At 70.1% G+C, this 24,472-nt stretch carries 23 protein-coding genes; 14 read left to right on the forward strand and 9 right to left on the reverse strand.

Going from position 1 to position 24,472, the window contains the following annotated elements; genetic code table 11:
• Positions 1–155: 155 nt before the first annotated feature.
• Positions 156–1,250, reverse strand: coding sequence for a hypothetical protein (locus JHY01_RS22265; protein WP_205327905.1), 1,095 nt, complete (start codon positions 1,248–1,250; stop codon positions 156–158).
• Positions 1,251–1,463: 213 nt separating this feature from the next.
• Between JHY01_RS22265 and rimO the strand changes: the two genes are divergently transcribed.
• From rimO to cimA, 7 genes are all read left to right on the forward strand, one after another.
• A complete protein-coding gene (rimO, locus tag JHY01_RS22270; RefSeq protein WP_205327906.1) occupies positions 1,464–2,942 on the forward strand; it encodes a 30S ribosomal protein S12 methylthiotransferase RimO in 1,479 nt (492 codons plus the stop codon).
• Entirely contained in the window at positions 2,936–3,520 is a 585-nt protein-coding gene (gene pgsA, locus JHY01_RS22275; protein ID WP_205327964.1) for a CDP-diacylglycerol--glycerol-3-phosphate 3-phosphatidyltransferase, read from the forward strand. Before rimO ends, pgsA begins: the two co-directional genes overlap by 7 nt.
• Before the next feature lie 55 nt (positions 3,521–3,575).
• Positions 3,576–4,022 carry a helix-turn-helix domain-containing protein gene (locus JHY01_RS27475; protein ID WP_205327907.1) on the forward strand — a complete coding sequence of 149 codons (447 nt, stop codon included), beginning with the start codon at positions 3,576–3,578 and terminating at the stop codon, positions 4,020–4,022.
• A gap of 115 nt (positions 4,023–4,137) precedes the next feature.
• Positions 4,138–5,001, forward strand: coding sequence for a PspA/IM30 family protein (locus JHY01_RS22285; RefSeq protein WP_205327908.1), 864 nt, complete (start codon positions 4,138–4,140; stop codon positions 4,999–5,001).
• A 16-nt stretch (positions 5,002–5,017) separates the two neighbouring features.
• Complete coding sequence (locus JHY01_RS22290) at positions 5,018–5,812, forward strand: hypothetical protein (RefSeq protein ID WP_205327909.1); 795 nt, start codon at positions 5,018–5,020, stop codon at positions 5,810–5,812.
• A 68-nt stretch (positions 5,813–5,880) separates the two neighbouring features.
• Positions 5,881–6,645: an RICIN domain-containing protein gene (locus tag JHY01_RS22295; protein ID WP_205327910.1), complete on the forward strand. Its 765-nt coding sequence runs from the start codon at positions 5,881–5,883 to the stop codon at positions 6,643–6,645.
• Between the two features lie 279 nt (positions 6,646–6,924).
• The gene (gene cimA / locus JHY01_RS22300) at positions 6,925–8,571 is read left to right on the forward strand and encodes a citramalate synthase (protein ID WP_307814532.1); all 1,647 of its coding nucleotides are present in this window, start codon (positions 6,925–6,927) and stop codon (positions 8,569–8,571) included.
• Between the two features lie 187 nt (positions 8,572–8,758).
• Here cimA and JHY01_RS22305 read toward each other — a convergent pair whose 3' ends face one another.
• A complete protein-coding gene (locus JHY01_RS22305) occupies positions 8,759–9,874 on the reverse strand; it encodes a hypothetical protein (protein ID WP_205327911.1) in 1,116 nt (371 codons plus the stop codon).
• A 212-nt stretch (positions 9,875–10,086) separates the two neighbouring features.
• Between JHY01_RS22305 and JHY01_RS22310 the strand changes: the two genes are divergently transcribed.
• From JHY01_RS22310 to JHY01_RS22340, 7 genes are all read left to right on the forward strand, one after another.
• Positions 10,087–10,428, forward strand: coding sequence for a hypothetical protein (locus JHY01_RS22310; RefSeq protein ID WP_205327912.1), 342 nt, complete (start codon positions 10,087–10,089; stop codon positions 10,426–10,428).
• A 192-nt stretch (positions 10,429–10,620) separates the two neighbouring features.
• Positions 10,621–11,403, forward strand: coding sequence for a fumarylacetoacetate hydrolase family protein (locus tag JHY01_RS22315; RefSeq protein ID WP_205327913.1), 783 nt, complete (start codon positions 10,621–10,623; stop codon positions 11,401–11,403).
• Positions 11,396–12,862 (forward strand): glutamate--tRNA ligase, encoded by a 1,467-nt coding sequence (gene gltX / locus JHY01_RS22320; protein WP_205327914.1) that lies wholly within the window; start codon positions 11,396–11,398, stop codon positions 12,860–12,862. The genes JHY01_RS22315 and gltX overlap by 8 nt, the downstream gene beginning before the upstream one ends.
• A 93-nt stretch (positions 12,863–12,955) precedes the next feature.
• Positions 12,956–13,285, forward strand: a complete 330-nt coding sequence (locus tag JHY01_RS22325) for a PadR family transcriptional regulator (protein ID WP_205327915.1) — start codon at positions 12,956–12,958, stop codon at positions 13,283–13,285.
• A 2-nt stretch (positions 13,286–13,287) separates the two neighbouring features.
• Entirely contained in the window at positions 13,288–13,569 is a 282-nt protein-coding gene (locus JHY01_RS22330; protein ID WP_205327916.1) for a hypothetical protein, read from the forward strand.
• 46 nt (positions 13,570–13,615) lie between these two features.
• Positions 13,616–14,719: a hypothetical protein gene (locus JHY01_RS22335; protein WP_205327917.1), complete on the forward strand. Its 1,104-nt coding sequence runs from the start codon at positions 13,616–13,618 to the stop codon at positions 14,717–14,719.
• Positions 14,720–15,047: 328 nt separating this feature from the next.
• Positions 15,048–15,749: a hypothetical protein gene (locus JHY01_RS22340; RefSeq protein ID WP_205327918.1), complete on the forward strand. Its 702-nt coding sequence runs from the start codon at positions 15,048–15,050 to the stop codon at positions 15,747–15,749.
• A 90-nt stretch (positions 15,750–15,839) separates the two neighbouring features.
• On the opposite strand, the gene JHY01_RS22345 is transcribed toward JHY01_RS22340, so the two are convergent.
• The 7 genes from JHY01_RS22345 to JHY01_RS22375 form a co-directional block, all read right to left on the reverse strand.
• Positions 15,840–16,334 (reverse strand): SRPBCC domain-containing protein, encoded by a 495-nt coding sequence (locus JHY01_RS22345; RefSeq protein ID WP_205327919.1) that lies wholly within the window; start codon positions 16,332–16,334, stop codon positions 15,840–15,842.
• Complete coding sequence (locus JHY01_RS22350) at positions 16,324–17,271, reverse strand: hypothetical protein (protein WP_205327920.1); 948 nt, start codon at positions 17,269–17,271, stop codon at positions 16,324–16,326. Before JHY01_RS22350 ends, JHY01_RS22345 begins: the two co-directional genes overlap by 11 nt.
• Before the next feature lie 95 nt (positions 17,272–17,366).
• A complete protein-coding gene (locus JHY01_RS22355) occupies positions 17,367–18,143 on the reverse strand; it encodes a carbonic anhydrase (RefSeq protein ID WP_205327921.1) in 777 nt (258 codons plus the stop codon).
• 252 nt (positions 18,144–18,395) lie between these two features.
• Positions 18,396–20,828, reverse strand: a complete 2,433-nt coding sequence (locus tag JHY01_RS27480; protein WP_205327922.1) for an AAA family ATPase — start codon at positions 20,826–20,828, stop codon at positions 18,396–18,398.
• Positions 20,828–21,982 (reverse strand): exonuclease SbcCD subunit D, encoded by a 1,155-nt coding sequence (locus tag JHY01_RS22365; protein ID WP_205327923.1) that lies wholly within the window; start codon positions 21,980–21,982, stop codon positions 20,828–20,830. Before JHY01_RS22365 ends, JHY01_RS27480 begins: the two co-directional genes overlap by 1 nt.
• 18 nt (positions 21,983–22,000) lie before the next feature.
• Positions 22,001–23,725 (reverse strand): ATP-binding protein, encoded by a 1,725-nt coding sequence (locus JHY01_RS22370; protein ID WP_205327924.1) that lies wholly within the window; start codon positions 23,723–23,725, stop codon positions 22,001–22,003.
• A complete protein-coding gene (locus tag JHY01_RS22375; RefSeq protein WP_205327925.1) occupies positions 23,718–24,431 on the reverse strand; it encodes a pyrimidine reductase family protein in 714 nt (237 codons plus the stop codon). The genes JHY01_RS22370 and JHY01_RS22375 overlap by 8 nt, the downstream gene beginning before the upstream one ends.
• Positions 24,432–24,472 lie beyond the last annotated feature (41 nt).

Here is a 24,472-nt window from a genome sequence, read left to right on the forward strand (position 1 = left end):
CGTCGCCGCCGAACTCAACGGACGCCCACGCAAAACGCTCGCCTGGGAAACCCCAGCCGAGCGCCTCGCTAAACTCATCCACACCAGCGAATAACCAGCAGTGTTGCAACCACCCCTAGAATCCGCCCTTCCGCGGACCGGCCCCTTCGCGTCGCCTAGGCGAAGCTGACGGCGATCTCGTGGTTCTTGTCGCCGGTGATCGGCAGCGAGACGTCCTCCTCGGGCCACTTGACCGGGCCCTTCGGGTGGAAGTTCAGTGTGAAGTCGAGCGCGTCGGCGGGCACGTCGTACGTGATGGTGAAGGTGCGCCAGACGCCGTTGCTCAGGTCCTCGTCCAAGTGGTCGGCCGAGAGCGGCGTCAGCGCGCCGTCGGGACCCGAGACCTTCAGGGCGTCATCGGTGTCGATGCTCCATTCGAGGCCGCTGGCCGAATAGAGCCATCCGAACTCGATCGACAGGAGCGCCCGGTCCGGTTCGGCCACCCAGCCCGTGCCGGGTTCGAAGACCTCGCGGGTGAGCTCGAACTGGGTCTGGTAGCCCCAGTCGTCGAACCAGTACTCGTAGCTGCCCTTGGTGGTGTAGCCGTCGACCGAGCCCTCGACCACCTCGGAGTCGACCGCGGCGGTGCCGGTGTAGAGCGCCTGGATGAGGCCCTCGCGGGTGCGTTCACGCAGGTCCATGGTCTGGGTGCGCTCGACGTCGACCACTTCGAGCGTGATCGGGGCGTCCCGCTTCGCCACGGTGAAGTACACCTCGCCGGGCGCGGGCACCTCGCCGTCGAAGTCCCACGCGCGGTCGCCGATCTTCAGCGTCGCGGAGAGCTCGCCGGCCTCGGCTTCGAACTGGGCCTCGGCTCCGGTCTCGGGCGCGAACTGGATGAGCGTGAACTCGTACCCGGGCTCGGGGGAGTACAGGCTCGCGTGCTCGCCGAACAGGTAGTCGAGCTGGAATCCCTCGGGCAGCTCGTCGAAGGACGCGACGCATTCGACACGGAGCGCGAAGTGGGCGCCGATGAGCAGGCCTTCATCGCCGGCGAACCGCGATTCGTCGTCGGCGGGGCACACCGAGACCGGGATCTCGTCGCTGGTGAGCGTGTATCCGGCGCGCGTGTGGAGCGTGCCGGTCGGCGCGGCGCCGCAGGCGGCGACCGTGAGCACCGCGGCGGTCGCGAGCAGCGCGAGTCCGGCGCGCCGGAGCTTCGGCGTTCGATGAGCAGGGCGATGGGCTGGGGCGATGTCTTTGGGGGACATGGGACAAGCCTAAGGTATGGCCGCCACGTGCGGTGATCCACTGTTGCCCCTGCGCAGAAGCATCGCGAAAGGCACCGATTGTCCGCTGCGTATTCACCCCATAACGGGCCGATCGACGCGCTTCCGGTTAGGTCGGTCACCTACCGCCGGCGTCACTGTGTCCCGTCCCGCCGCCGGGGGCAGCCGCGGCCCGCCGGTAGGTACGCTTTCCTGGTGTCTGCAGCTCATTCGACCCGTTCCGAGGAATCGTCCGCACGCGAGGCCGGCAAGTCCGTAGCGCTCCTGACGCTCGGTTGCGCCCGCAACGAGACCGACTCCGAGGAGCTGGCCGCCCGCCTCGCCGCCGGTGGCTGGCGCATCAGCGACGACGGCGAGAACGCCGACGTCGTCATGGTCAACACCTGCGGTTTCATCGAGCAGGCGAAGACCGAGTCCATCGACGTCCTCCTCGACGCCTCCTCGACCGGCGCGAAGGTCGTCGCGACCGGCTGCATGGCCGAGCGCTACGGCAAGGAGCTGGCCGAGAGCCTGCCCGAGGCCGACGCCGTGCTCGGCTTCGACCACTACCCGGACATGGCCGCCCGCCTCGACGACATCCTCGCCGGGCGCAAGCTCGAATCCCACCAGCCGTCCGACCGCCGCAAGCTCCTCCCGCTGGCCCCGGCAGCGCGCCAGAGCGCCGCCGCCGTCGTCCCCGGCCACTCCCGCGCCGCCCAAGCCGACGGCGCCCAGCTCGACGCGGGCGCCCCGCAGCACCTCGCGGTCGTGCGCAAGCGCCTCACCGACGGCCCCGTGGCGAACCTCAAGCTCGCCTCAGGCTGCGACCGGCGCTGCACCTTCTGCGCGATCCCGTCCTTCCGCGGCTCCTTCGTCTCCCGCACGCCCGAGGAGATCCTGGCCGAGGCCGCCTGGCTCGCCTCCGAGGGCGTCAAGGAACTCAACCTCGTCTCCGAGAACACCACCTCCTACGGCAAGGACCTCGCCGACTCCCAGGCGCTCGAGCACCTCCTGGAGGGCATGGCCGCGATCGACGGCATCGAGTGGATCCGCCTCTCCTACCTGCAGCCCGCCGAGCTGCGCCCGAGCCTCATCGAGGCGATGCAGCGCACCGACAAGGTCGTGCCGTACTTCGACCTGTCGTTCCAGCACTCCTCGGCGAAGGTCCTGCGCCGGATGCGCCGCTTCGGCTCCACCGAGAACTTCCTCGCGCTGCTCAAGCAGATCCGCGACGTCGACCCGCTCGCCGGGGCCCGCACCAACGTGATCGTCGGCTTCCCCGGCGAGACCGAGGAGGACGTCGAGGAGCTCATGGGCTTCCTCGAGGAGGCCCGCCTCGACTCCACCGGCGTGTTCGCCTACTCCGACGAGGACGGCACCGAAGCGGTGGACCTCGACGGGCACGTGGACGAGGACGTCGTCTCCGAGCGGCACACCCGCGTTGCGATGCTCGTCGACGAGCTGGTGAGCCAGCGCGCCGCCGAGCGGGTGGGCGAGGTCATGAAGGTCCTGGTCGAATCCGTGGAGGACGACGGCGTGGACGGCCGCGGCGCCCACCAGGCGCCGGAGGTCGACGGCACGATCGCGCTGGTGGGCGAGGTCGAGGGCCTGGAGGTCGGCGACTTCGTGACGGCGAAGGTGATCGACTCGAACGGTGTCGACCTCGTGGCGGAGCTCGTCGAGGAGGCCTGGTGACCACTGAGGACCGGCCGGTCTCGCCGTGGAACATCGCGAACGTGGTGACGGTGGCCCGGATCTTCCTGGTGCCGGTCTTCGCGGTGTTCGTGGTCCTTTCCGGGCTCGAGCACTCGGGGTGGCGGATGGCGGCCTGCGCGCTGTTCGTGTTCATCTCCGCGACCGACTTCGTGGACGGCTGGCTGGCGCGGTCGCGCGGCCTCGTCACCGACTTCGGGAAGTTGGCCGACCCGATCGCGGACAAGGTCCTCATCGGGACGTCGCTGGTCCTGCTGAGTTACTACGACGCGTTGCCGTGGTGGGTGACGGTGGTCATCCTCGTGCGTGAGCTGGGGATCACGGCGCTGCGGGTGGCGGTGCTGCGCCGCACGGTGATCGCCGCGGACCGGGGCGGGAAGCTCAAGACGGTCTTGCAGATCACAGCCGTGGCCTGGTATCTGTGGCCGTGGCCTTCGCCGCTGGACGCGGTGGGTCCCTGGCTCATGGGTGCGGCGCTGGTGCTGACGGTGGTGACGGGAATGGATTACCTCTGGAAAGCATTCAAATCGAAGAAGAGCGAGCCGAACCGGACGAGATAGGCTTGCTGGACCCACCTAAGCTCATGTGAGCTATCGCGGCGCGGAGGAGAATCCTATGGTGTTGTTGCGGGAACTGCTGGGAGAGACCCTGCGGCGCCGCCGCCGCGCGCAGAAGCGGACGTTGCGGGACGTGTCGAAGCAGGCCAATGTGAGCTTGGGCTACCTGTCCGAGATCGAGCGGGGCCACAAGGAACCGTCGAGCGAGCTGCTGGCCTCGGTGTGCGGGGCGCTGCAGGTGCGTCTGTCGGAGGTGCTGGCGGAGGTCTCGCGCGAGGTCGCCGTCCATGAGCGCGGTGAAGACTCGTCGCAGGGCCGTCAGGTCGCGGTGCTGCCGTTGGCGCGCGACAAGGCCGCGTCCGCGGGTTCGGTGCCGTCGGACGTTCAGGAAGAGGTCGCGCGTCGGCGTCGGGCCCTGTCTGCCGCGCCCGCTTCGATCGCGCAGGTCCGGTCCCGGCATCGGCGTGGCGAGGTGACCGATTCGGTGGTCCGCGCGGCGGCTTGAAAACCACCGATGATGTAGTTTTGGCGATTGAGGCGTCACCCTGTCCCACGCACGTGGCGCCGATGTCCGACACTAGAGGCATGTCGGCGTTGCAATCACCGGAAGGACCCCGATAATGGCCAATCCGTTCGTCAAGGGCTGGAAATACATGATGGCGCTCTTCGGTGCGAAGATCGATGAGCACGCCGATCCCAAGATCCAGATCCAGCAGGCGATCGAGGAAGCGCAGAAGCAGCACCAGGCATTGGTGGGGCAGGCGGCTTCTGTGATCGGGAACCAGCGTCAGCTGGAGATGAAGCTCAACCGTTCGATGGCCGAAGTGGAGCGTCTGCAGGCGCAGGCGCGCCAGGCTCTGGTGCTGTCGGACAAGGCTCGCGCCGAGGGCGACGAGCAGAAGGCGCAGCAGTTCGAGTCCACCGCTGAGATTCTCGCGGGCCAGCTGGTCTCCACCGAGCAGTCCCTCGAGGACATGAAGGTGATGCACGACCAGGCGCTCACCGCTGCGGACCAGGCCAAGAAGGCCGTCGAGAACAACCAGATGATCCTGCAGCAGAAGCTCCAGGAGCGCACGAAGCTGCTCGGCCAGCTCGAGCAGGCGAAGATGCAGGAGACGATCGCCTCCTCGCTCGAGTCGATGTCGCAGACCGCCGCCCCCGGCAACGTGCCGAACTTCGACGAGATCCGCGACAAGATCGAAGGCCGCTACGCCAGCGCGATGGGCCGCGCCGAGCTCGCCTCGAACTCGGTGGAGGGTCGCCTCCTCGAGGTCAACCGCGCCACGCGCGACATGGCCGGGGCTTCGCGTCTGGACCAGATCCGCGCTTCGCTCGAGGGCGATCAGCTCTCCGGCGGCAAGGCCGCGGGCCCGGCGATCGAGTCGAAGGAGTCGGTCACGAACGCCCGCCTCGCGGACATCCGCGCGTCTCTCGGCAACGACGAGGGCACGGCCGAGCCCGAGGCCGACAAGACCAAGAACTGACCCGAGAGGACCGCCGGTGGACGCGAAGGACCGCAAGCGCGCGCTCAAGCGCCTGCGTTCCCGGTTGTCCTCCGCCAAGTCCTGGACCGCGATCGCGGGAGGCGCTGCCGCCGGCGGCGCCTTCTTCGTCCCCTATGCCGGTCTCGGTGCGCCGGACGGGATCTGGGTGACGGTGGCGGGGTTCGCGACGGCGATGGCGGTGGTCCGGTGGTTCGACTACCGGCGGCTCTCGCGCGCGATTCCGGCCGCCGAGCGGGCTTCGCTGGAGTTGCACGGTCCGGCGCGGCTCTCGAAGGAGGCGCGCGGCCTGTTCGGCGAGACGGCCGATGCGATCCGGCGCGGGCGCATCCGGGCGCAGTTCCGCCACAGCCGGGCCCTGCGCCCGTACGAGCGGTTGGAGCGCGCTTCGGTCGCCGCGGAGCAGATGGCGAAGCGCCTGGAGGGGAACGACGAGGCGGTCGCGATCCTCGCCGGGGCCTCGAAGGCCGGTCAGGAGCTGTACCGGCTCGCGTTGGGCGTGAAGGACGTCGAGGCGGCGATCGCGATCGCGCCCGAGGTGAAGCGCGCGGGTATGGCTGCGAACCTCGACCGGATGGTGGAGCGCCTGGAAGCGGGCGTGGCCGCCTATGAGGACATGGTGAGCGCGGCGGGGGAGTGCCTGGCCGGCTCGATCGGGTTGCAGCAGGCGCTGTCGGCGCATCGTTCGGACGAGACGCTGGACCTGCTCACCGATGCGGCCGACCGCTTGCGTGCGGCCGGGGACGCGGCGAGCGAGATTCGCGGCAGCGTCGGGCCCCCGGCGACGGGCTGACCGGTCGTCCCGTAGGGTTGCCTTAAGCAGCCTATAGGTGAATTTGTCTCATTTGATGTAATTTCTTGATGAAGACAACTCTGTTCAAGGCCGCCGTGGTCTCGGCTGCGATCCTGCTGGCCGCCGGCGCCCCCGCTCAAGCCCAGCCCGTGCCCGACGGTGCGGTCCGGCTGTACCTCAAGGACCATCAGAACCTGCCGATGGCGGCGGTCGACGGGGCCCCGCGGCTCACCGCCCAGGGCGACTTCTGGGAGCTCAGCGGCGACGAGGGGCTGCAGGACCCGGGGGACCTGCGGGACCTCGGCGAATACCAGATCATCCACCGTGACTCGGGGCAGTGCCTCGTCGCCGACACCGGCGGCGGCGGCGCGACGGCGCAGGTGTCGCTCGCCGACTGCGCGGGCGCGCACAGCTGGACGATCGTCTACCACGACCCCGGCCACAAGGACTTCCGCTTCGTCGCGCCAGGGGACTACCTCCTGGGGCTGCGCGAGCGCTCCGACGCCGTCGCGGGCGCCGAGGTGCTGGCCGTCCGGGAGGACCCGAGCGACAGCATGCATTTCCACGAGTGGCTCGCCGGGGCCGGGACCGAGGCCACACCGCCACCGAACGAGGCCACGCCGCCCAACGAGACCACGCCGATGTCCGAGGTGCCGTCCGAGGCCGATCCCGACGCCGAGGCCGAATCGCCGTCCTCGTCGCCGAAGTCGACGCTCCCGACCACCGGTGCCGGCCTCGGCGTCGGGATCGGCGCCGGCGCCGTCGCGCTCGCGGGGGGCGCTGCCTTCGTCCTGTGGTGGCAGCGCCGCCGCGCGCTGCGATCGGACTGGTGAGGCCAAGGCGCGCAAGCGCTCGGCCCGATCCGACGCGACACACTGAATCCCATTATGTGGGAAATGGTGGTTCGCGACCACGGCCGATGGCATACTACTTTTCGTGACCTTCCAGCTCATGATTAGCTGCGGGCGTTCCGCGGAGCATCGTCGTTAGATGCCTCCGCCGAACGCCAGACCTCCTGCGCCCGCAGGGGGTCTTTTTCGTTCAGGGCAAACGAACGTTCAGGTAGGCCCCGCAGCGGCCGGACCGATAAGTACAGAAACCTGGAGCACCAAGTGACGCAACCAGACCCGCAAACCGGCAGCGAACCTGCGAACAGCGGCGGGGACTTCCACGTCTTCGACACCACGCTCCGTGACGGCGCGCAGATGGAGGGCCTCCGCTACTCCGTCGCCGACAAGCTCGCCGTCGCAGAACTCCTCGACGAGCTCGGCGTCGACTACATCGAGGGCGGCTGGCCCGGCGCGATCCCCTCGGACACGGAGTTCTTCGCCCGCGCGGCCGACGAACTGAACTTCAAGCACGCCAAACTCGTCGCCTTCGGCATGACCCGCCGAGCCGGTTCGAGCGCCGCCGAGGACCCCGGCTTCCAAGCCCTCCTCGACTCGCGCGCCCCCGTGCTCTGCCTGGTCGCCAAATCCGACATGCGCCACGTCGAGCAGGCACTCAAGACCACCCCCGAAGAGAACCTCGCGATGATCAGCGACTCGGTGCGCACCGGCCGCGAGCACGACCGCCAGGTCTTCATCGACTGCGAGCACTTCTTCGACGGCTTCCGCCACGACCCCGTGTACGCCACCCTCGTCGTGCGCACCGCCCTCGAAGCCGGGGCCGAAGCGGTCGTCCTCTGCGACACCAACGGCGGCAGCATCCCCTCGGACATCACCGCCGTCGTCACCGACCTCCGCACCCGCCTCGAAGCGGTCCTCCCGCGCGAGCGCGTACGCCTCGGCATGCACGCCCAGAACGACACCGGCTGCGCCGTCGCCAACACCCTCGCCGCCGTCCAGGCCGGCGTCATGCACGTCCAGGGCACCGCCAACGGCTACGGCGAACGCCCCGGCAACGCCAACCTGTTCAGCGTCGTCGCGAACCTCGAGACCAAGCTCGGCCTCAGAGTCCTGCCCGACGGCGGCCTCGAGCAGCTCACCCGCATCTCCCACGCGATCGCCGAGATCGCCAACATGATCCCCGACGAGCACGCCCCCTACACCGGTCACGCCGCGTTCGCGCACAAGGCCGGCATCCACGCCTCCGCGATCAAGGCCGACCCCGCCCTGTACAACCACGTCGACCCCGCCGTGGTCGGCAACGACATGCGCATCCTCGTCACCGAGATGGCCGGCCGCGCCTCCGTCGAGCTCAAGGGCCGCGAACTCGGCATCGACCTCTCCGGCGACAAGGCCGCACTCGACCGCATCACCAACCGCGTCAAGCAACTCGAATCCAAAGGCTGGTCCTTCGAGGCCGCCGACGCGTCCTTCGAACTGCTCGTGCGCGACGAGGTCGAAGGCGGCCTCCCCCGGCCGTTCAAACTCGACACCTACCGCGTCATCGTCGACCACGACCCCACCGCGGTCACCGTCGCCGAAGCCACCGTCCGCCTCGACGTGGACGGCGAACGCGTCATCGCCACCGCGCAGGGCAACGGCCCGGTCAACGCGCTCGACGCGGCCCTGCGCAGCGCCCTGGCCGCCCGCCACCCCCGCCTGGCCGAGCTCACGCTCTCCGACTTCAAGGTCCGCATCCTCGCAGGCTCCACCGGCACCGACGCGGTCACCCGTGTCCTCGTCTCCATGAGCGACGGCGAATCCGAGTGGACCACCGTCGGCGTGGCCCCCAACCTCATCGAGGCCTCCTGGAACGCGCTGGCGGACGGCCTCGCGTACGGCCTCAACCGGCGGGGGCTCTCCAAGTCCTGAACTCCTACCGACCCCGTGCGGCGTCCCACCAGCGGCGCCGCGCGGCACCGACACGGCCCGGTCCACGAGACCGGGCCGGAGCCTGAACCGCGCCGATCGTGCGGCGGGCAGTGAACAAGGGCCCGACACCTCCAGGTGCCGGGCCCTTTGCGCTGTGCCTTTGCCGTGCCTTTGGAAAGGCCGTGCCCTAGTCGAAGATCGCCAAGCGCTTCTGCTCCTGCGCGCCGCCGCCGAAGGTCGTGAACGAGCCGCCCACCGTCAGGTTCGAGCCGGACGGGTGCGCGGTCGCGTCCCAGGCGCCGACGACGCCGTTCGCGGCCGGGTTCCAGTCCAGGAGCTTCCCGTCCATGTCGACCGCGAGAAGCTTCCCGCGGGGGGCGCGCACGCCGTCCACGCACTGGCCCTGGGGACCGGCGTGGTTGGTGACGCAGGCCTTGTCGAAGTGGCCGCCGCCGATGACGGTGGCGCCCCAGACCTCGACGGTCTGCATCCCGCCGTCGGTCGCCTGGTACCAGAGCGTCTCGCCGCTGCGCGTGAACGCCCGGATCTCGCCGCCGCGCCCGTCGAGGGCCGCGAAGACGCGGTCCCCGGCGACCTCGACCTCGCGGGTGAGGACGTACACCTTGGACTCGAACGTCGCGTCGACCACGCCCGTGGACGGGTTGACCGCGCCGAGCTTCCCGTACTTCTTCTCACCCTCGATCATCGAGAACGCCCCCGCGACGTACAGGCGATCGTGGCCGTACTGGAGGTCGCGGACCGAGCCCTCGGTGACCTTCGGCGTGAAGCCCGTGACGGGCATGCCGTCGACGGCGCTGACGGCCGCCAGCGCCGGCTGCACGAAGCCGCCGACCGACTGGAACGTGCCGCCCAGGTAGACCGTGGAGCCGACCGGCTCGATCGAGTACACGGTGGCCGAGGGCTTCGGATTCCATGCGGTGTCGAGCTCTCCGGTGTCGAGCCGGAACCGGGCCGCGCGGGAGCGGGCGACTCCGTCGACCTCGGTGAACCTGCCGGCGATGTACAAGTACTCGCCGGCGGTCTTGACCTCGTGGACCGATCCGTTGAGGACCGGCGCGAACGGCAGGAGCGCCCCCGTGGCCGAGTTCACGGCCGCCAGGTAGGTGCGGCGCGCGAAGGTGCCGTCGGTGTTGCGGGCACGGGTGAAGACCCCGCCCGAGTAGACGATGTCGCCGTGGTAGTCCACCTTGTAGACCTGGTCGTTGAAGGAGGCGGACGACTGCGGCAGGCTGGAATCGATCGCTCCGGCGGGCGCCTGCGCGATGAACAGGGCCCCGAGCAATGCGAAGATTGTGATCAAACGGCGCATATGGCAGTCTTGCATGCTAGACGCCGCGCTCGAGGCATTCACGACGGCGTGTCACGGTGGAGTGACGCTACCGCGAAGCGGATCGGCGTTTTCCACAGGAGACGGCGCCCGGCCCGCGCCTGCAGGCTCGGCGTCGGATGAATGCCGTCACCGCACGGCTGGTGAAGCCGTACTAGAGTTGACATGTGACTTCCTACAAGACCGATCGTGCCCGCGCGGCGGCCATGGCCGCGGATTCGGCCGTGTATGGGCGCCGACGTTTCGTGTCCGGCTTCGTTCTCGGCCTCGTGATCCTGGTGATCGCGGCCTTCGTCTTCGGCTTCGTGCTCGTGGGCGACCTCGGCGAGACCCTCAAGGTCCGCTTCGGCGCCACCGCGATCTCGCTGCTCGTGGCCGCGCCGTTGACCTGCGTGCTCGGCTTCTTCATCGGGTTGTTCGGCAAGGTACGCCGCCTCGGCATGGGCATCGTCGTCGGCGCGCTCGTCGGCTCGGCCCTCCTCGGCGGTATCTTCCTGCTCGTGCGCTAGCGCGCCGCGGCGAGACCGGGCTCCGCGCGACGGCGTCTTTCGGCCGGCTCCGCCCGGCAGCATCGTGATGTGACCGCGCTCCGCGTGACAGGGTGATTTGACCGCGTTCCACGCGATAGTGCGTCGACCCCGCACCGCCCCCGAACTAAGCTGAGGCCGCAAGCTCAAACCAGTCTCAGAGAGGGGCCGACTGTGCGGATCGCGCGGATCGCTCAACCGACCGGCATGTCGTTCGCCGTCCTGGAAGGCGAGGGGCCCGGCGCCACCGCCGCCGAGATCGAGGGTCACCCGTTCGCGCAGATCAAGCTCACCGGCCAGCGCTGGGCGCTCGAGGACGTGCGGCTGCTCGCCCCGATCCTCCCGTCCAAAGTGGTGTGCGTGGGGCGCAACTACGCCGACCACGCCGCCGAACTCGGCAACGAGGTCCCGAAAGAGCCCCTGATCTTCCTCAAGCCGTCCACTTCGGTGATCGGCCCGAGCGAGGCCATCCGTCTCCCGGCCGTGTCCGACCAGGTCGAGCACGAGGCCGAGCTGGCCGTCGTGATCGGCTTGCACGGCGCCCGCGGTCTCGACCGCGAGGCCGCGAAGAGCGCGATCTACGGCTACACGTGCGCCAACGACGTGACCGCCCGCGACCTCCAGCAGCAGGACGTGCAGTTCACCCGCGCCAAGGGCTTCGACTCGTTCTGCCCGATCGGGCCGTGGATCGAGACCAGCCCGGACGCCGACATGGCCGCCACCGAGATCCGCTGCGAGGTCAACGGTGAGGTGCGCCAGCTCGGCTCGACCAAGGACATGGTATTCGACCCGGCCGCGATCGTCGCCTACGTGTCGCAGGTGATGACCCTGCTGCCGGGCGACGTGGTGCTCACCGGCACGCCCGCGGGCGTCGGCCCGCTCCAGGCCGGCGAGACCGTCTCCGTTTCCGTCGCCGGCATCGGCACACTGTCCAACAAGGTGGTTCCCAGTGAGTAACGTCCGCACCCGCTTCTGCCCCAGCCCGACCGGGACCCCGCATGTGGGCCTGGTGCGCACCTGCCTGTTCTCGTGGGGGTACGCACGGGCCAAGGGCGGCGAGTTCGTGTTCCGCATCGAGGACACCGACGCGGCGCGCGACACCGAGGAGTCCTACAACCAGCTGCTCGAAGCGCTCTCGTGGCTGGGCATGACCTGGGACGAGGGGCCCGACATCGGCGGGCCGCACGCGCCCTACCGGCAGTCGCAGCGCCTCGACGTGTACGCCGACGTGATCAAGCGGCTCCTCGACGGCGGCTACGCCTACGAGGCGTTCTCGACCAATGAGGAGGTCGAGGCCCGCCACCGCGCCGCCGGGCGCGACCCGAAGCTCGGCTACGACAACTTCGACCGCGACCTCTCCGACGAGCAGAAGGCCGCCTTCCGCGCCGAGGGCCGCCACCCCGTGTACCGGATGCGGATGCCCGATGAGGACATCACCTTCCGCGACGCGGTGCGCGGCGAGGTCACGACCCCGGCCGGGACCGTGCCCGACTACGTGATCGCGCGCGGCGACGGCTCGCCGCTGTACACGCTCACCAACCCGGTGGACGACGCGATCATGAAGGTCAACATGGTGACCCGCGGCGAGGACCTCATGCCCTCGACGCCGCGCCAGATCGTCATGTGGCGCGCGCTGGTCGAGCTGGGCATCGCCGACGCCGAGCCCGAGTACGCGCACCTGCCGCTCATCGTGGACGAGCGCGGCAAGAAGATGTCGAAGCGCGACCCGCGCTCGAACCTCCTGCAGTACAAGGAGGCCGGGTACCTGCCCGAGGGCGTGCTCAACTATGTGGCGACGCTCGGCTGGTCCATCTCGGGCGACCGCGACGTGTTCACGGTGGCGGAGTTCCTCGAGGCCTTCGACCTGCACGACGTGAAGTCGAACCCGGCGAGGTTCGACGAGAGGAAGTTCGACGCGATCTGCTCCGACCACTTCCGCGCCGTGGACGCCGGGGAGCTGATCGGGCTGCTCGTGCCGCGCCTCCAGGACGCGGGGCTGCTGGGCGCGGAGGTCACCGCGGAGCAGTCGCATGTGCTCGACGTGGCCGTGCCGCTCGTGCAGGAGCGCTGCACGACGCTCTCGCAGGCCGTGGAGATGCTGCGGTTCCTGTTCTGCGGCACCGAGGTCGAGCTCGACGAGGACAGCGTGAAGAAGACCTTCAAGGACGACGCGGCGCAGGTGCTCGACGCCTCGATCGCGTCGCTCGAGGGCATCGACTGGACGACCGGGGCGATCGAGGAGGCCCTGAAGGCCGCGCTCGTCGACGGCCTGGGCCTCAAGCCCCGCAAGGCCTTCGGCCCGGTGCGCGTGGCGATCAGCGGCAAGACCGTGTCGCCGCCGCTGTACGAGTCGATGGAGCTCCTGGGCAAGGACGTGAGTCTCGCGCGCCTGCGCGCGGCCCGCGCCACCCTCTAAGCAGCGCAACCGAAACGGTCCCGTCGGCGACGACGGGACCGTTTCGCGTTCACACGCCTCCACTACTGTGCAATGCATGGTACTGTGGATAGCGTGGACAGATCGCAACTGCTCAAGGGCCTGCTCGACATCATCGTGCTCCGCGTCCTCGACCGCCAGGACGGCTACGGGTACGAGATCCTCAACCGGCTGCGCGCCGCGGGCTTCGACGAGCTCGGCGACGCCTCCGTCTACGGCACGCTCCGGCGGCTCTACCGCGCCGGCTACCTGTCCACCTACGTCCAACCGAGCGAGTCGGGCCCGCACCGCAAGTACTACTCGCTCACCGAACCCGGCCGAAAGTACCTCCGTCAGGCGCGCGACGCGTGGGAGGACGTGAGCGCCAAGATGCGGGTGCTGTTCGACGCGCCCCCGAAAGGTTGACCATGACCGACACCCCCGTGCAGAACGACGTGGCCGCCTACCGTGCCTCGGTCGAGCGCCACCTCGCCGACCTGCTCGAGGAGATCCGCCAGGACCTCGTCGCCGGCCTGCGCGCGCACCTCGCCGACGTCGCCGCCGACCTGCGCCCCGGCGAGACCCTCGAGCAGCGCCTCGGCGGCCACGCCCGCTTCGCCGCCTCGGTCCTCGGCTACAGCCCCGTCCTGGAGCCGTTCCAGCAGGAATATGCAACGGCACCGCCGTCGCGACCGGTCTACACATCATGAGCAACGCACCACTGACAACCGCAGGCCAGCCGAGAAGGGCAGCAGCATGACGACCACACCCGACCGGTCCACGGAGATCGCGTCCTACCTGGCCGCGGTCGAGCGGCACCTGGGCGACCTGCCCACGCACATTCGGCAGGACCTCATGTCCGAACTCGACACGCACCTGTCCGAGGTCGCCGCCGACCTCGGACCCGGCGCCGCGCTCCGCGACCTCCTCGGCAGCCCCGAGGCCTACGCCCGGGAACTGCGCGACACCGCCGAGGTCGACAAGGAACCGGTCGGCATCCGGATGCGCCGAAAGCTCTCCGAGACCGCCGCACCCGCCCTCGACCGCCTGCGGGGCGCCGCGGACCGGTACGCGGTCAGCACAGGGCACGCCGACGCCGCCGAACTGCGCGAGCGCCTGCGCCCGGGATGGTGGGTGCTGCGCGGCGCGATCGTGGCGGCCCTGTTCGTCTACTGGCTCTCGGCTGCCCAGTACGGCGTCACCGGGTATTCGATCTTCGGGTCGATCCCCGGCCTGCTGCTCATGATCGCCGTGCTGCTGGTCTGCGTGTGGGCCTCGATGCGCCTCGGCGCCAAGTCCATGGACTGGCGCGGCAGGCGCCGCCGCTGGATGATCGCCGGCGGGATCGCGATCGTCGCGCTGGCCGGCTACCAGTTCTCCTGGCTGCTCACCGGGATCGTCCCGGTCCGGTACATCGAAACGGCCTCGCAGTCGGGCGACCCGTACGGCTACGTCAGCGACGTCTACGCCTACGACGAGAACGGCAACCTGCTCACCGGGGTGTACCTGTTCGACCAGGACGGCAACCCGCTGTGGATCGGCGACCCGTACAACTGCCCGGTCGCCACGGCGAACCCGTTCGACGCCGAATCGACGGTCGAGGGGTACGACCAGTACGGGAATGCGGTCGAGAACATCGATGACAGCTACGGCTACCAGTACCCGCTGTGCGTCGCCGGGAGCGAGCCGACCATGCCCCCGGGCGAGACGCCGATGCCCGGCGACGATCCGACCGCCGCGTTCCCCGAGACCGCCGCCCCGGGCGAGGACGGGACCCCGTCGGAGACGCCGACCGGGGAGCCGGCGACGACCCCTGAGGAGTCGCCGTCGCCGACGCCCGGTGACGACCCGACCGAGTAGCCGCCGCTCGAAACGCGAACCGGCCCCGCCGCGCGGCGGGGCCGGATCTGGTTCATTCAGGGCAATGGGTTCATGTCAACGGTCCTTTATGACATTGATCTCAATGGACCTCCGTCGGAGAAGATCTACCGGGGCGGCGCGCTGTCAATCGGCCGTTCAGGGGAGGCCGGACCGCCGGGTCCCAGGAGGGCCTGGGCAGTCGACGCGATAACGGCGCTATCGGGCGAGACGGGCACCCGATAGGTTCGCTCACATGTGGAGATGTGCCGTATTGGTGTGATTACCGAGGGGTACGGTCCGCCGAATTCGGACCCCTAGGGTTGCCCCGATGTCTACCCGCATGAATTCCTCCCGTGCGCGGCACCGAGCTGAAGACCCCGAGCGGCACCCCGCCCGCAAACGCATGCTCGTGTCCGCCGCAGCCGTGCTCTTCGCCGTCGGCACCGCCAGCAGCGCGAGCGCCGCGATCATCAGCACCGACGACCCGACGCCCGAGGAGATCCTCGCCGCCGAGATCGTCGCCGACGCCGGTGACTCCGAGTACCAGTGGGACCAGGTCGCCCCGATGGAGAGCATCCTCCCCGTCAAGGAGGCCGCCGCCGTCGAGCCGACCGCGAAGACCGAGCCCGCCGAGGTCCCCGAACCCGTGGTCGAGGAGCCCGCCGAGGAGAGCACCGAGTCCTCCGACAGCGGCCCCGGCGTCGACATCGCCGCCGACTGCTCCGAATACTCCGGCAACAAGGCCATCGGCTGCACGATGACCCTCGAAGCCGGCTGGGACATGGGCGAGGTCGGCTGCCTCATCAGCCTCTGGGACCGCGAGTCCGGTTGGGACGAGTCCGCCTACAACTCCGGCTCGGGCGCCTACGGCATCCCGCAGTCCCTCCCCGGTGACAAGATGGCCTCCCACGGCGACGACTGGGAGACGAACCCGGTCACCCAGATCGCCTGGGGCCTCGACTACATCGACGGCCGCTACGGCAGCCCGTGCGGTGCCTGGTCGCACAGCGAGTCCAACGGCTGGTACTAGACGGCCCATAAGCTCGAGCCCAGCGGACCCGGAGTTCGCTGACCCGCAAGAGGGGCCTCGGCGCGACGGCGCCGGGGCCTTTCGCGCCCCTCAGGACGCGGCGAGAGCGGCCTCCAGCCGGTTGAAGAGGAACAGCAGGCTGCCCTTCAAGTGCGCCTCGTCCTGGGAGCCGTCCCCGGTGAGCGCCGTGAGCGCGTACTGCTCGGTGTAGTCGAGCCGGGTCCCGTCGCCCTCGGGCGCGAGCTCGACGGTCACGAGCGAGACCGTGCGGCGCACGCCGTCGACCTGGAGTTCGTAGCCGAAGACGAGACGGCGCGGTTCCACCAGGTCGAAGAAGTGCGAACGCCAGTCAACGAGCTCCGGCGTCCCCGAAGGGGCGAACAGGGCCCGGGCGGTTTCACCACCGCCGACGCGAAAGTCGAGCTCGTGCACGGCGTCCTCGCCGGGGATGCGGAACCAGCGGTCGCGCAGCGGCAGCTCCGCGAAGGCCGACCACACGCGGGCCGGGGACGCGGCGAGGAGGCGCGAATGTGCCGCGGTGCCGTGGACGACCCGGTCGAAACCGCAGCCCGCCTCAGGTCCCATCGGCCGATCGACCGTCCGTGGTCTCCATGGAGGCCGCCCGCACCGAGCGCAGCAGCAGGCGCGGGTCGCCGAGCATCCGCTTCAAGCGCCGCTCGAGCCCCGCGATCGGGGTGAGGTTCTGCGGGGCCCGCGCGTCCTTGTGCGCCGCTGAGCCCAGCGGCGGCAACGCCGCCGCGGTCGCGTCGGCGAGCGCGATCGCCGCCTCCTCGCTCAACTCGTCGGCGGCCTCGAGCCGCGCGATGCCCGCCCACCCCCGCGACGACGTGCCGGGCAGCCGCAGGTACCAGGTGTAGCGCGGCCAGCCCGACATGAGGTGGAAGACCGGGGTGCGCTGGCCCGGCCGGAGCCGCTCGACGACGGCGTTCAGTTCGCCCTGCAGGTAGGAGCGGTGGTGGCTCTTGATGTAGCCCACCGAATGCGGCAGTCGCGTGCGCCCGCGCAGGGGGCCGTCGAGGACCGAGAGCTCGGCCTCCATGGTCACGAGCGAGGAGACCTTGGCTTCGAGCTCGGCCATCGCGGCCTGGGCGGTGGCGATGAGCTCGCCCGGGTCGGCCGACTCGGCCTTCCGGAACGGGTAGCGGCCGAAGTCCGCGCCCGGGTCGACGGCCGCGAACAGGCCGCGTTCGACCGCCACTTCGACGACGGAGGCCTCGGGTGAGGAGTGCCCGTCGAGGTCGCACGCGACCGCGCCGGCGGCCCAGGAGACGCACACTCCCGGCCAGCGCTCGCCGTTCTCGAACAGCTCGACGCGGGCGTCGATGCGGCGCACGCCGTCGACGACGACGATGCGGCGCGGGCCCGAGGCGGGGGCGTCGACCGGGCGCCAGTCGGCGGGTTCGAGTTCGATGCCCGCGTTCACGATCGCCTGGTTCGCGCGCGAGGGCGACTCGGGGTTGTCGGCGAAGGACGGGTCCCAGGCGTCGACGGTGATCTGCAAGGCGCACCTGCTTTCCGGAACGATTGCGGCCCAGCGTACTGCTCGCCGTCGACGCCTGCACGAGCCGCGTCGGGGACCCGTCCTGTGCGACGGACCTATGCGACCTCGGTGACCAGTCCGGTCTCGAGCGAGTAGACGCCGCCGACCACCGTGAGCTCGCCGTCCGCGACGAGTTCGGCGAGGTTCGGGTGCTCCTTGAGGGCCTGGACGGTCAGGAGGACGTTCGTCTTGATCATCGCGTCGACCGGGTCGCCGGACTCGCCCTTGGCGGCCTCGTAGGCGGGGCGCAGGGCCTCGACGGTCTCGGGGAGCGCGTACTCGTGCTCTTCCAGCTCGGTGCCCTCCTCGGCCGCGAGGAGGGCCTCGTGGGCGGCGGTGACGGCGCCGCACTTCTGGTGGCCGAGCACGACGAGGAGCGGGGATTCGAGGGCGGCCGGGCCGTAGGAGACGGACTCGGAGACGAGCGGGTCGAACACGTTCCCGGCGGTGCGGGTGACCATGAGGTCGCCGGCGCCGGCGTCGAAGACGAGCTCGGGGGCGACGCGCGAGTCGACGCAGGTGAAGACCGCGGCGCGGGGCTCCTGGCCCTCGACGAGGGAGTCGCGCCATTCGAGGTCGGTGTGGGGGTGAACGGGCACGCCGTCGGCCCAGCGCTGGTTGCCGTCGAGCATGGCGTCCCAGATGTCTGCGGCCGAGTCGAACTCGTGGAGGTCGGGGACGTCCGCGGTCTGGGCCGCGGCGTCGGAGGCGCCGAGCCCGCCGCCGTCGTCGCCGCAAGCGGAGAGCGCCGGGACGAGGAGGGCGCCGAGCCCGAGAGCTCCGGCGCCGGTGATGAGGGTGCGGCGATTGCCGTGAATGTGAAGTGTGCTCATGTATGCATAAGTACTTGAATGTTCAAGATTAACGGCGCGTGAATCGCCTGCATGTGCCCTACGACATAGCCGGACATTGTGGTCGCATCGGACGGGGCGCACGCGAACAGAACGCGAACGGTGTGCGTGCCGTTGCGCCGTAGCGGGACCAACGAAGTCAACCTAACCCGAGCGCCCACTCGACTGCCAGGATCAGGGCGCGCGGAACGCCGAAAGGGGCGTCAAAAATTCGTCAAGGGGCTCTGACCTGCGCTAAGTCCAGGTCTTCTCCACATGGGACCCCTTGGCGTCCTTGGTGATCCGGAACCGGACGGGCACCCGTTCTGCGAGTTCGGTCACATGCGTCACGAGTCCGACGGTGCGACCGGCGGAGAGCGTCAGCGCCTCCAGGGTGCTCGCGACCGCGTCGAGAGTCTCGGGGTCGAGGGTCCCGAAGCCCTCGTCGAGGATGATCGACTCCAGGCTCGCCCCGTGGCGCGACAGGCTCGCCAGCTGGTCGCTCAGTGCGAGCGCCAGTGACAGCGAAGCCGCGAAGGTCTCGCCGCCCGACAGGCTCCGCGCCGGTCGCGGCATGTCCGCGTCGTGATGGTCCACCACCCAGAAGTCCTGCTCGCGGTACACCAGGTCGTACTGACCGCCGGTGATGCGGTTGAGCATCACGGTCGCTCCCGTCACCAGCTCATCGAGGGCCTCGCTGAGCAGCCATTCCATGAACTTGCGCGCGTCCAGGTGCTTCGCGAGCTCCTTGGCCACCAGCGCCTCACCCGCGAAGCGGCGCATCTCGGCGTCGAGGTCGATGCGGCGCTTCCGGGCCTGGTCGAGATTGACGGCGTCGGCCCGCGCGGCTTCCACGGCGGTCGCGTGGCGGGCCACGTAGTCGCCGCCGCTGCCGTTGCGGGGGACTTCGATGTTGAACTCGCCCAAGGAGAACCGCAGTTCACCGCGCAGCGTCTCGGCGCGGCCGTCGAGCCCCGCGAGTTCGGTGCGGGCGGCCTCGCGTTCGGCGCCGGCCCGCTCCAGCGACGCCTCGGCCCAGGCGACGAGCCGTGCCCAGCTCTCGGCCAGATCGTCTCCTGCGGCGGGCGGGCCGAGCACGGCGACCTGGTCGCGGGCGTGCTGGAACTCCTTCCAGGCCCGCTGCTGGCGCTCGTCTGCGGTGGCCTTGCGCTTCTCGGCCTCCCGCAGCGCCCGGCGCGCGGCCTTGAGGGCGGCACCCGTACCCGCGAGCTGCTGCCGGGCCTCTTCGGAATCGGTTCGGCGCTGCTGCAGCGCAGCGGGTTCGGGGACGTCCTCGAGCTTCTTCTTCAGCCGCCGCTCGGCCAGCTGCAGCTCGGTGAGCCGCTCCTCGTAGTTCTCGAGCTTCGTCTGGAGCGCGACCACGGCCGCCTGCGCGTCCCGGAACTCCACCGTCGCGGTTCGGGAGGCCTCCTCGGCCTGCTGCATCGACTCCGAGAGGTCGTGCTCGGGCACGGTCTCCACGGGACGGTCGCAGACCGGGCACTCGTCGCCCACCTCGAGTCCCGCCCTGAGGGTCCCGGCGAGTTCGGCCATGCGCACCTTGTGGAGCACCGCGTGCTGGATCTCGACCTCTTCGGAGGCGGCCTCCTCGAGTTCCTTCGCCTCGGCGAACTGGTCGCGCAGCTCCTCGGTGAGTTCGAGGCCGGTCTTGAGCTTCGACTCGGTCTCGGCGAGTTCGGCCCAGGCCTTGAGCTGCCGCTCGATCAGGCCCAGGTCGAGTCCGTCCAGTTCGGATCGCAGTCGCTCGTCCTCGGTCTCGGTGGCCTCGACCTCGGCCGCCTTCTCGGCGACGGCGGCCGACGCGGCCGCGACCTGCGCGGCGATGTCCGCGACCCCGGAGGGCTGCTTGATGTACGTGAGCGAGGCGAGGTTCGCCTCCGCCTCGGCGAGCCTGCGGCGCGCGGTCTCGACCGCTGCGGCGAGGCCGTCGAGCGCGTTCGACTTGTCCCGCACCGGCTCTGAGAGCTTCTCGAGGCGCTCCACGCGTTCGGCGGCGTGCCGGATCTGCTCCTCGGTGACGGGAGCGATCCCGGCGAGCTGCGTCTCGTACGCCTGCCGTTTCGCGTCGGCGTCGACGAACCGGGTGCGGGCGCGCTGCTGGATGCTGCGGTAGACGCTGTGGCCGAGCAGGTTCTCCAGGATGTTCCGCCGGTCGGCGGAGGAGGCGCGCAGGAACTCCGCGAACTCGCCCTGGGGGAGCAGTACGCACTTGGTGAACTGCTCGAACGGCAGGCCGATGATCCGCTCGGCGGCGGCGTTGACCTCGTTCGGGCTGCCGCCCAGGGCTTTGCCGAGGCCTTCGACCAGTGCAGTGTCCTCGGCGGGGTTCACGCCTTCCGGCAGCTGCTCCATGGCAGCCGTGGTGGTCTTGACCTTGCCGTTGCGGTCGCGCCGCAGGATGCGCGTGGCCACGTAGTGCTGTCCCGCCGCGGCGAACACCAGCCGCACCCGTCCCTCCACCGAGGAGGGTGCGAGGGAGTTCTGCGTGGCCGACTTCGGCCAGCGCGGCGTGCGGCCGTACAGCGCGAAGCAGATCGCGTCGAGCACGGTGGACTTGCCCGCGCCGGTGGGCCCGGTGAGCGCGAAGAACTCCGCGTCGGTGAAGTCGAAGGTCTCGGTCCCGGTGTAGGAGCCGAAACCCTGGAGGTCCAGTCGGATGGGCCGCATCAGGCCTCCTCGGTGACGGTCTGGGTGTCTTCGTAGAGCTGGGTGAACAGCTTCGTGACGGCGGGGTCGTCGTGCTGGTGCTCGGTGAGGTAGGCGGCGAAGAGGTCGCCGGGGCTGCGGCCGGAGCGCCGTTCGCGGGGCTTGGCGTCGTCGGTGCGCATGACCGGGTCGATGTGGATCTGGACGGCGCGCGGGAAGAGGTCGGCGACCTCGCCGCGCAGCCCGGCGCGGGCGGGTTCGGTGACGAAGACCCGCAGCCAGGCCCGTTCGTCCACTTTCGCCTTCGCGAGCTGGTCGAGGGTGCCGCGCACGGTCTGGAGCGGCACGGCGGCGGTGAGCGGGACGGTGCGGGCGCGGGCGGGGACGCCGGGGGCGACGTCGACGATCGCGACGCTGGGCGTGTGGTCCTCTTCGCCGAAGTCGACGGCGAGCGGCCCGCCGGAGTAGCGGATCGGGCAGGGGCCGGTGATCGACTGCGCCTTGTGCAGGTGTCCCAGGGCCACATAGGAAGTGGTGGGCGGGAAGATCGCGGCCGGGACGGCGTAGTCGGCGACGGTGTGGACCTCGCGTTCGCCGCCGCCCACTTTGCCGCCCACGACGGTGAGGTGGCCGGTGAAGAGGTTCACGGTGTCGGCGGTGAAGTCGTGGGTGAGCGCGGAGACGAGGCGGCGCAGGTGGTCGGCGTAGTTCGCTTCGGCCCCGGCCGCGCCGAGCTCGAAGAGTTCGGCGGCGCGAACGGCATGCCTTTGGGCGATGAACGGGAGCGCGGCGCAGCGCCAGCGTTCACCGCCGGTGGTCTCCCCGGTGATGAGGTGGTCGGCGGCTTTGCCGAGGGAGCCGCGCAGGTGGATGCCGGCGGCGTGGGCCCAGTGCCGGAGGGCTTCGAGGGCTTTGCCGTTGTCGTGGTTCCCGGCGATGACGACGACTTCGGCGCCGGTGCCGCGCAGGGCGGACAGGGCGGAGAACAGCAGCCGCTGCGATTCGGCTGAGGGCGAGGCGGTGTCGAAGAGGTCCCCGGCGACGATCACGAGGTCGACTGCTTCTTCGCGGGCCACGTCGACCATCTGCTTGAAGACGGCGCGCTGCTCGTCGAGGCGCGAGCGGCCCTTCATGGTGACGCCGACGTGCCAGTCGGAGGTGTGGAGAATCCGCAAGGCTTGCTCCTGGTCTTCCTAGAAAGGAATGTCGTCTTCGTCGTCACCGGCGAGGTCGAACGGGTCGACCTTGGCGGTGGCGGAGATGGCACGGCCGGGCCGTGCGGTGGCGGGCGCGGACCCGGCCTCGGCGGGCCGGGTGGCCCAGGCGGGGAACGGGAAGTTCACCACGAGCGGCACCGGGAGCTCGGGCTGGGCCACGAACATGGTGCCGGGTTTGGCCATGAGCACGCGCATGCGCTGCGCCTGCGTGAGGAACCCGTACTCGGGACGGGTGGCCTCGGCGGCGTCGAGGCGGCCGACGACGCGGATCGCCGAGTTGGAGGCGATGCGCCGCTCCACTTCGGACGCGGTCTGCTGGGCGCCGATGAGGATGACCCCGAGGGAGCGTCCGCGTTCGGCGATGTCGAGCAGGATGTCCTTGATGGGGCTGGTGCCCTCGCGCGGCGCGTACTTGTTGAGCTCGTCGAGGACGACGAACTGGAGCGGCCGTGCGGTGCCGGCCTTCTCCTTGCGCTCGAACTCGGTGCGGAGCACGACGCCGACGACGAAGCGCTGGGCCCGGTCGGGCAGGTTGTGCAGGTCCACGACGGTGACCTGCGCTTCCGAGGTGAGCACGGCGCCCTTCGGTGGCAGGTCGCCGCGGATGAGCCGCCCGATGTCGCGGCCGGAGGCGATGAGGCGGCGGATGAACGCGTTCACCGTGCCGAGGCCGATCGCGGAGCCGGCCCATTCGGTGCGGGTCTCGTCGTCGGAGAGTCGCTCGCAGATGAGGTCGACGAGGTCGCGGTAGCTGGTGAGGAGCCGCCCGTCGACGCTGATGGCGCCGTTGTCCTTGGGTCGGGCCTCTTTGCGGAGCCGGGCGGCGACCTGGTGGACGACCATCGTGTACTGCTGGCGGTCGTCGTCGCCGTCGGCGAACACGAACGGCAGCAGGTTGAGCTGGCAGAACTCGGCGAGGGTCCAGTAGAACGCGTCGACGCCGGTGGACCGGCAGGCCACGTCCGGGATGCCGTTGGAGTCGCCTTCGCGGGGCGGCGCGAGGACTTCCACGGATTTGAACGCGCCGGGTTCCATGCCGAGGCGGCGGTAGGAGTCGCGCACGGTGTCGTCGATCTTCGTGTTGTCGTGGTCGAGGAGCAGCAGGTCCTCGCCTTTGACGTTGAAGATGAGCGCCTTCGTGTTCGCGGCCTCCGCGCCGAGCGCGCCGGAGTGCAGGAGCGAGTAGAGCATCCAGGTCGCGAACGAGGTCTTGGTGGCGACGCCGGAGATGCCCGAGATGGAGACGTGCGCGCCCCTCGTGCCGTCGAGGAAGTCCGGGTTGAGGAACACCGGCTGGCCGTCGCGGGAGAACCCGAGGGGCACTTGGCGGGCCATGCCGTCGAAGTACAGGGCCCGGTCGCGGTCCTCGCCGGAGGCGCGCTGGACCTCGGCGCCAGGGCGCGGCGGCACGAACACCTCGGGTTCCACGCGGGTCACCGTGACCTCGGCGGCCTCCTGCACCTGCGCGGGGAGCAGCCCCCCGGCGATGTCGAACACGTCCGAGTCGAACTGCGCCCCTTCGTGACGCGAGCGCACGGAGGTGACCACGCCGGAGATGCGGACCGTGCCGACGCCGGGCACCTGGCGTTCGGTGGTGAGCACGTCGTCGAGTTGGGCGTACGCCTCCGGCCCGACGCCGACCCAGAACGACAGGGGCGTCGCGTCCTCAGTGCCGAGCACGCGGCCCACCGATTCACTCATCGGTCGATCCTCGCAGATACCTGAGGATGAGGTTCCCCCCGGCTTCGATGACGTGTCGCAGCTCGAGCCGCCTGGCCTCGGCGGTCTCGCGGCCTTCCGCGATGCGGACCGGCCCGGCCCCGGCGAGGAGCGGCGAGAGCGTCAGATCGAGCTCGTCGACCTGGTCCTCGGCGATGAGTTCGCCGAAGACGCGCGGCCCGCCCTCGCACAGGATCTGCCGCATGCCCCGCTCGCGCAGGACCACCATCGCGCCCTTGAGGTTCACCGTGCCGACACCGGTCTCGATGATGTCGGCGACCTCGCGGAGCGGGTCGATCCGCGATTCGGGCAGGTCTCGCGGGCAGATCACGATCGGGCGCCGCGGCGCCTCGGCGAAGATCCCCGCGTTTGGGCTGAGCCGGGAGAGCGTGCGGGACACGATCGCCATCCTGGGGACCTCCGGCAGGCCCTGCGCCCGGCGCCAGGCCATCCTGCCGGGGGAGAGGACCAGCGGCCCGTAGCCTTCGGCGAGGACGGTCCCGGACCCGGCGACGAGCACGTCGCAGCGCGCCCGCAGGACCTTGAACACCCGCTTGTCCTCTGCGCCCGAAAGGGGACCGGAGAGTCCCTCCAGGGTCGCCGCGCCGTCGGCGCTGGAGACGAAGTTGACCCGCAGCCAATCGGGGGCGGGCGGCGCGTACGCCGCGTAGACCTCGTCATCGGTCATCTCATCGAGTTTTCGGAACCGCACCTCTGCCACGGCAAAAA

This window comes from Glycomyces sp. YM15 (assembly GCF_016918015.1).
Lineage (GTDB): Bacteria > Actinomycetota > Actinomycetes > Mycobacteriales > Micromonosporaceae > Glycomyces.

What these genes read in the sequence shown, in the direction of transcription:
- JHY01_RS22345 (WP_205327919.1), bottom strand. Translation starts at nt 16,334, where the DNA reads ATGGGACCTGAGGCGGGCTGCGGTTTCGACCGGGTCGTCCACGGCACC.
- JHY01_RS22375 (WP_205327925.1), bottom strand. Translation starts at nt 24,431, where the DNA reads ATGACCGATGACGAGGTCTACGCGGCGTACGCGCCGCCCGCCCCCGAT.
- JHY01_RS22335 (WP_205327917.1), top strand. Translation starts at nt 13,616, where the DNA reads ATGACGACCACACCCGACCGGTCCACGGAGATCGCGTCCTACCTGGCC.
- JHY01_RS27480 (WP_205327922.1), bottom strand. Translation starts at nt 20,828, where the DNA reads ATGCGGCCCATCCGACTGGACCTCCAGGGTTTCGGCTCCTACACCGGG.
- JHY01_RS22265 (WP_205327905.1), bottom strand. Translation starts at nt 1,250, where the DNA reads ATGTCCCCCAAAGACATCGCCCCAGCCCATCGCCCTGCTCATCGAACG.
- JHY01_RS22285 (WP_205327908.1), top strand. Translation starts at nt 4,138, where the DNA reads ATGGCCAATCCGTTCGTCAAGGGCTGGAAATACATGATGGCGCTCTTC.
- JHY01_RS27475 (WP_205327907.1), top strand. Translation starts at nt 3,576, where the DNA reads ATGGTGTTGTTGCGGGAACTGCTGGGAGAGACCCTGCGGCGCCGCCGC.
- JHY01_RS22355 (WP_205327921.1), bottom strand. Translation starts at nt 18,143, where the DNA reads ATGAGCACACTTCACATTCACGGCAATCGCCGCACCCTCATCACCGGC.
- JHY01_RS22330 (WP_205327916.1), top strand. Translation starts at nt 13,288, where the DNA reads ATGACCGACACCCCCGTGCAGAACGACGTGGCCGCCTACCGTGCCTCG.
- JHY01_RS22340 (WP_205327918.1), top strand. Translation starts at nt 15,048, where the DNA reads ATGTCTACCCGCATGAATTCCTCCCGTGCGCGGCACCGAGCTGAAGAC.
- JHY01_RS22370 (WP_205327924.1), bottom strand. Translation starts at nt 23,725, where the DNA reads ATGAGTGAATCGGTGGGCCGCGTGCTCGGCACTGAGGACGCGACGCCC.
- JHY01_RS22295 (WP_205327910.1), top strand. Translation starts at nt 5,881, where the DNA reads ATGAAGACAACTCTGTTCAAGGCCGCCGTGGTCTCGGCTGCGATCCTG.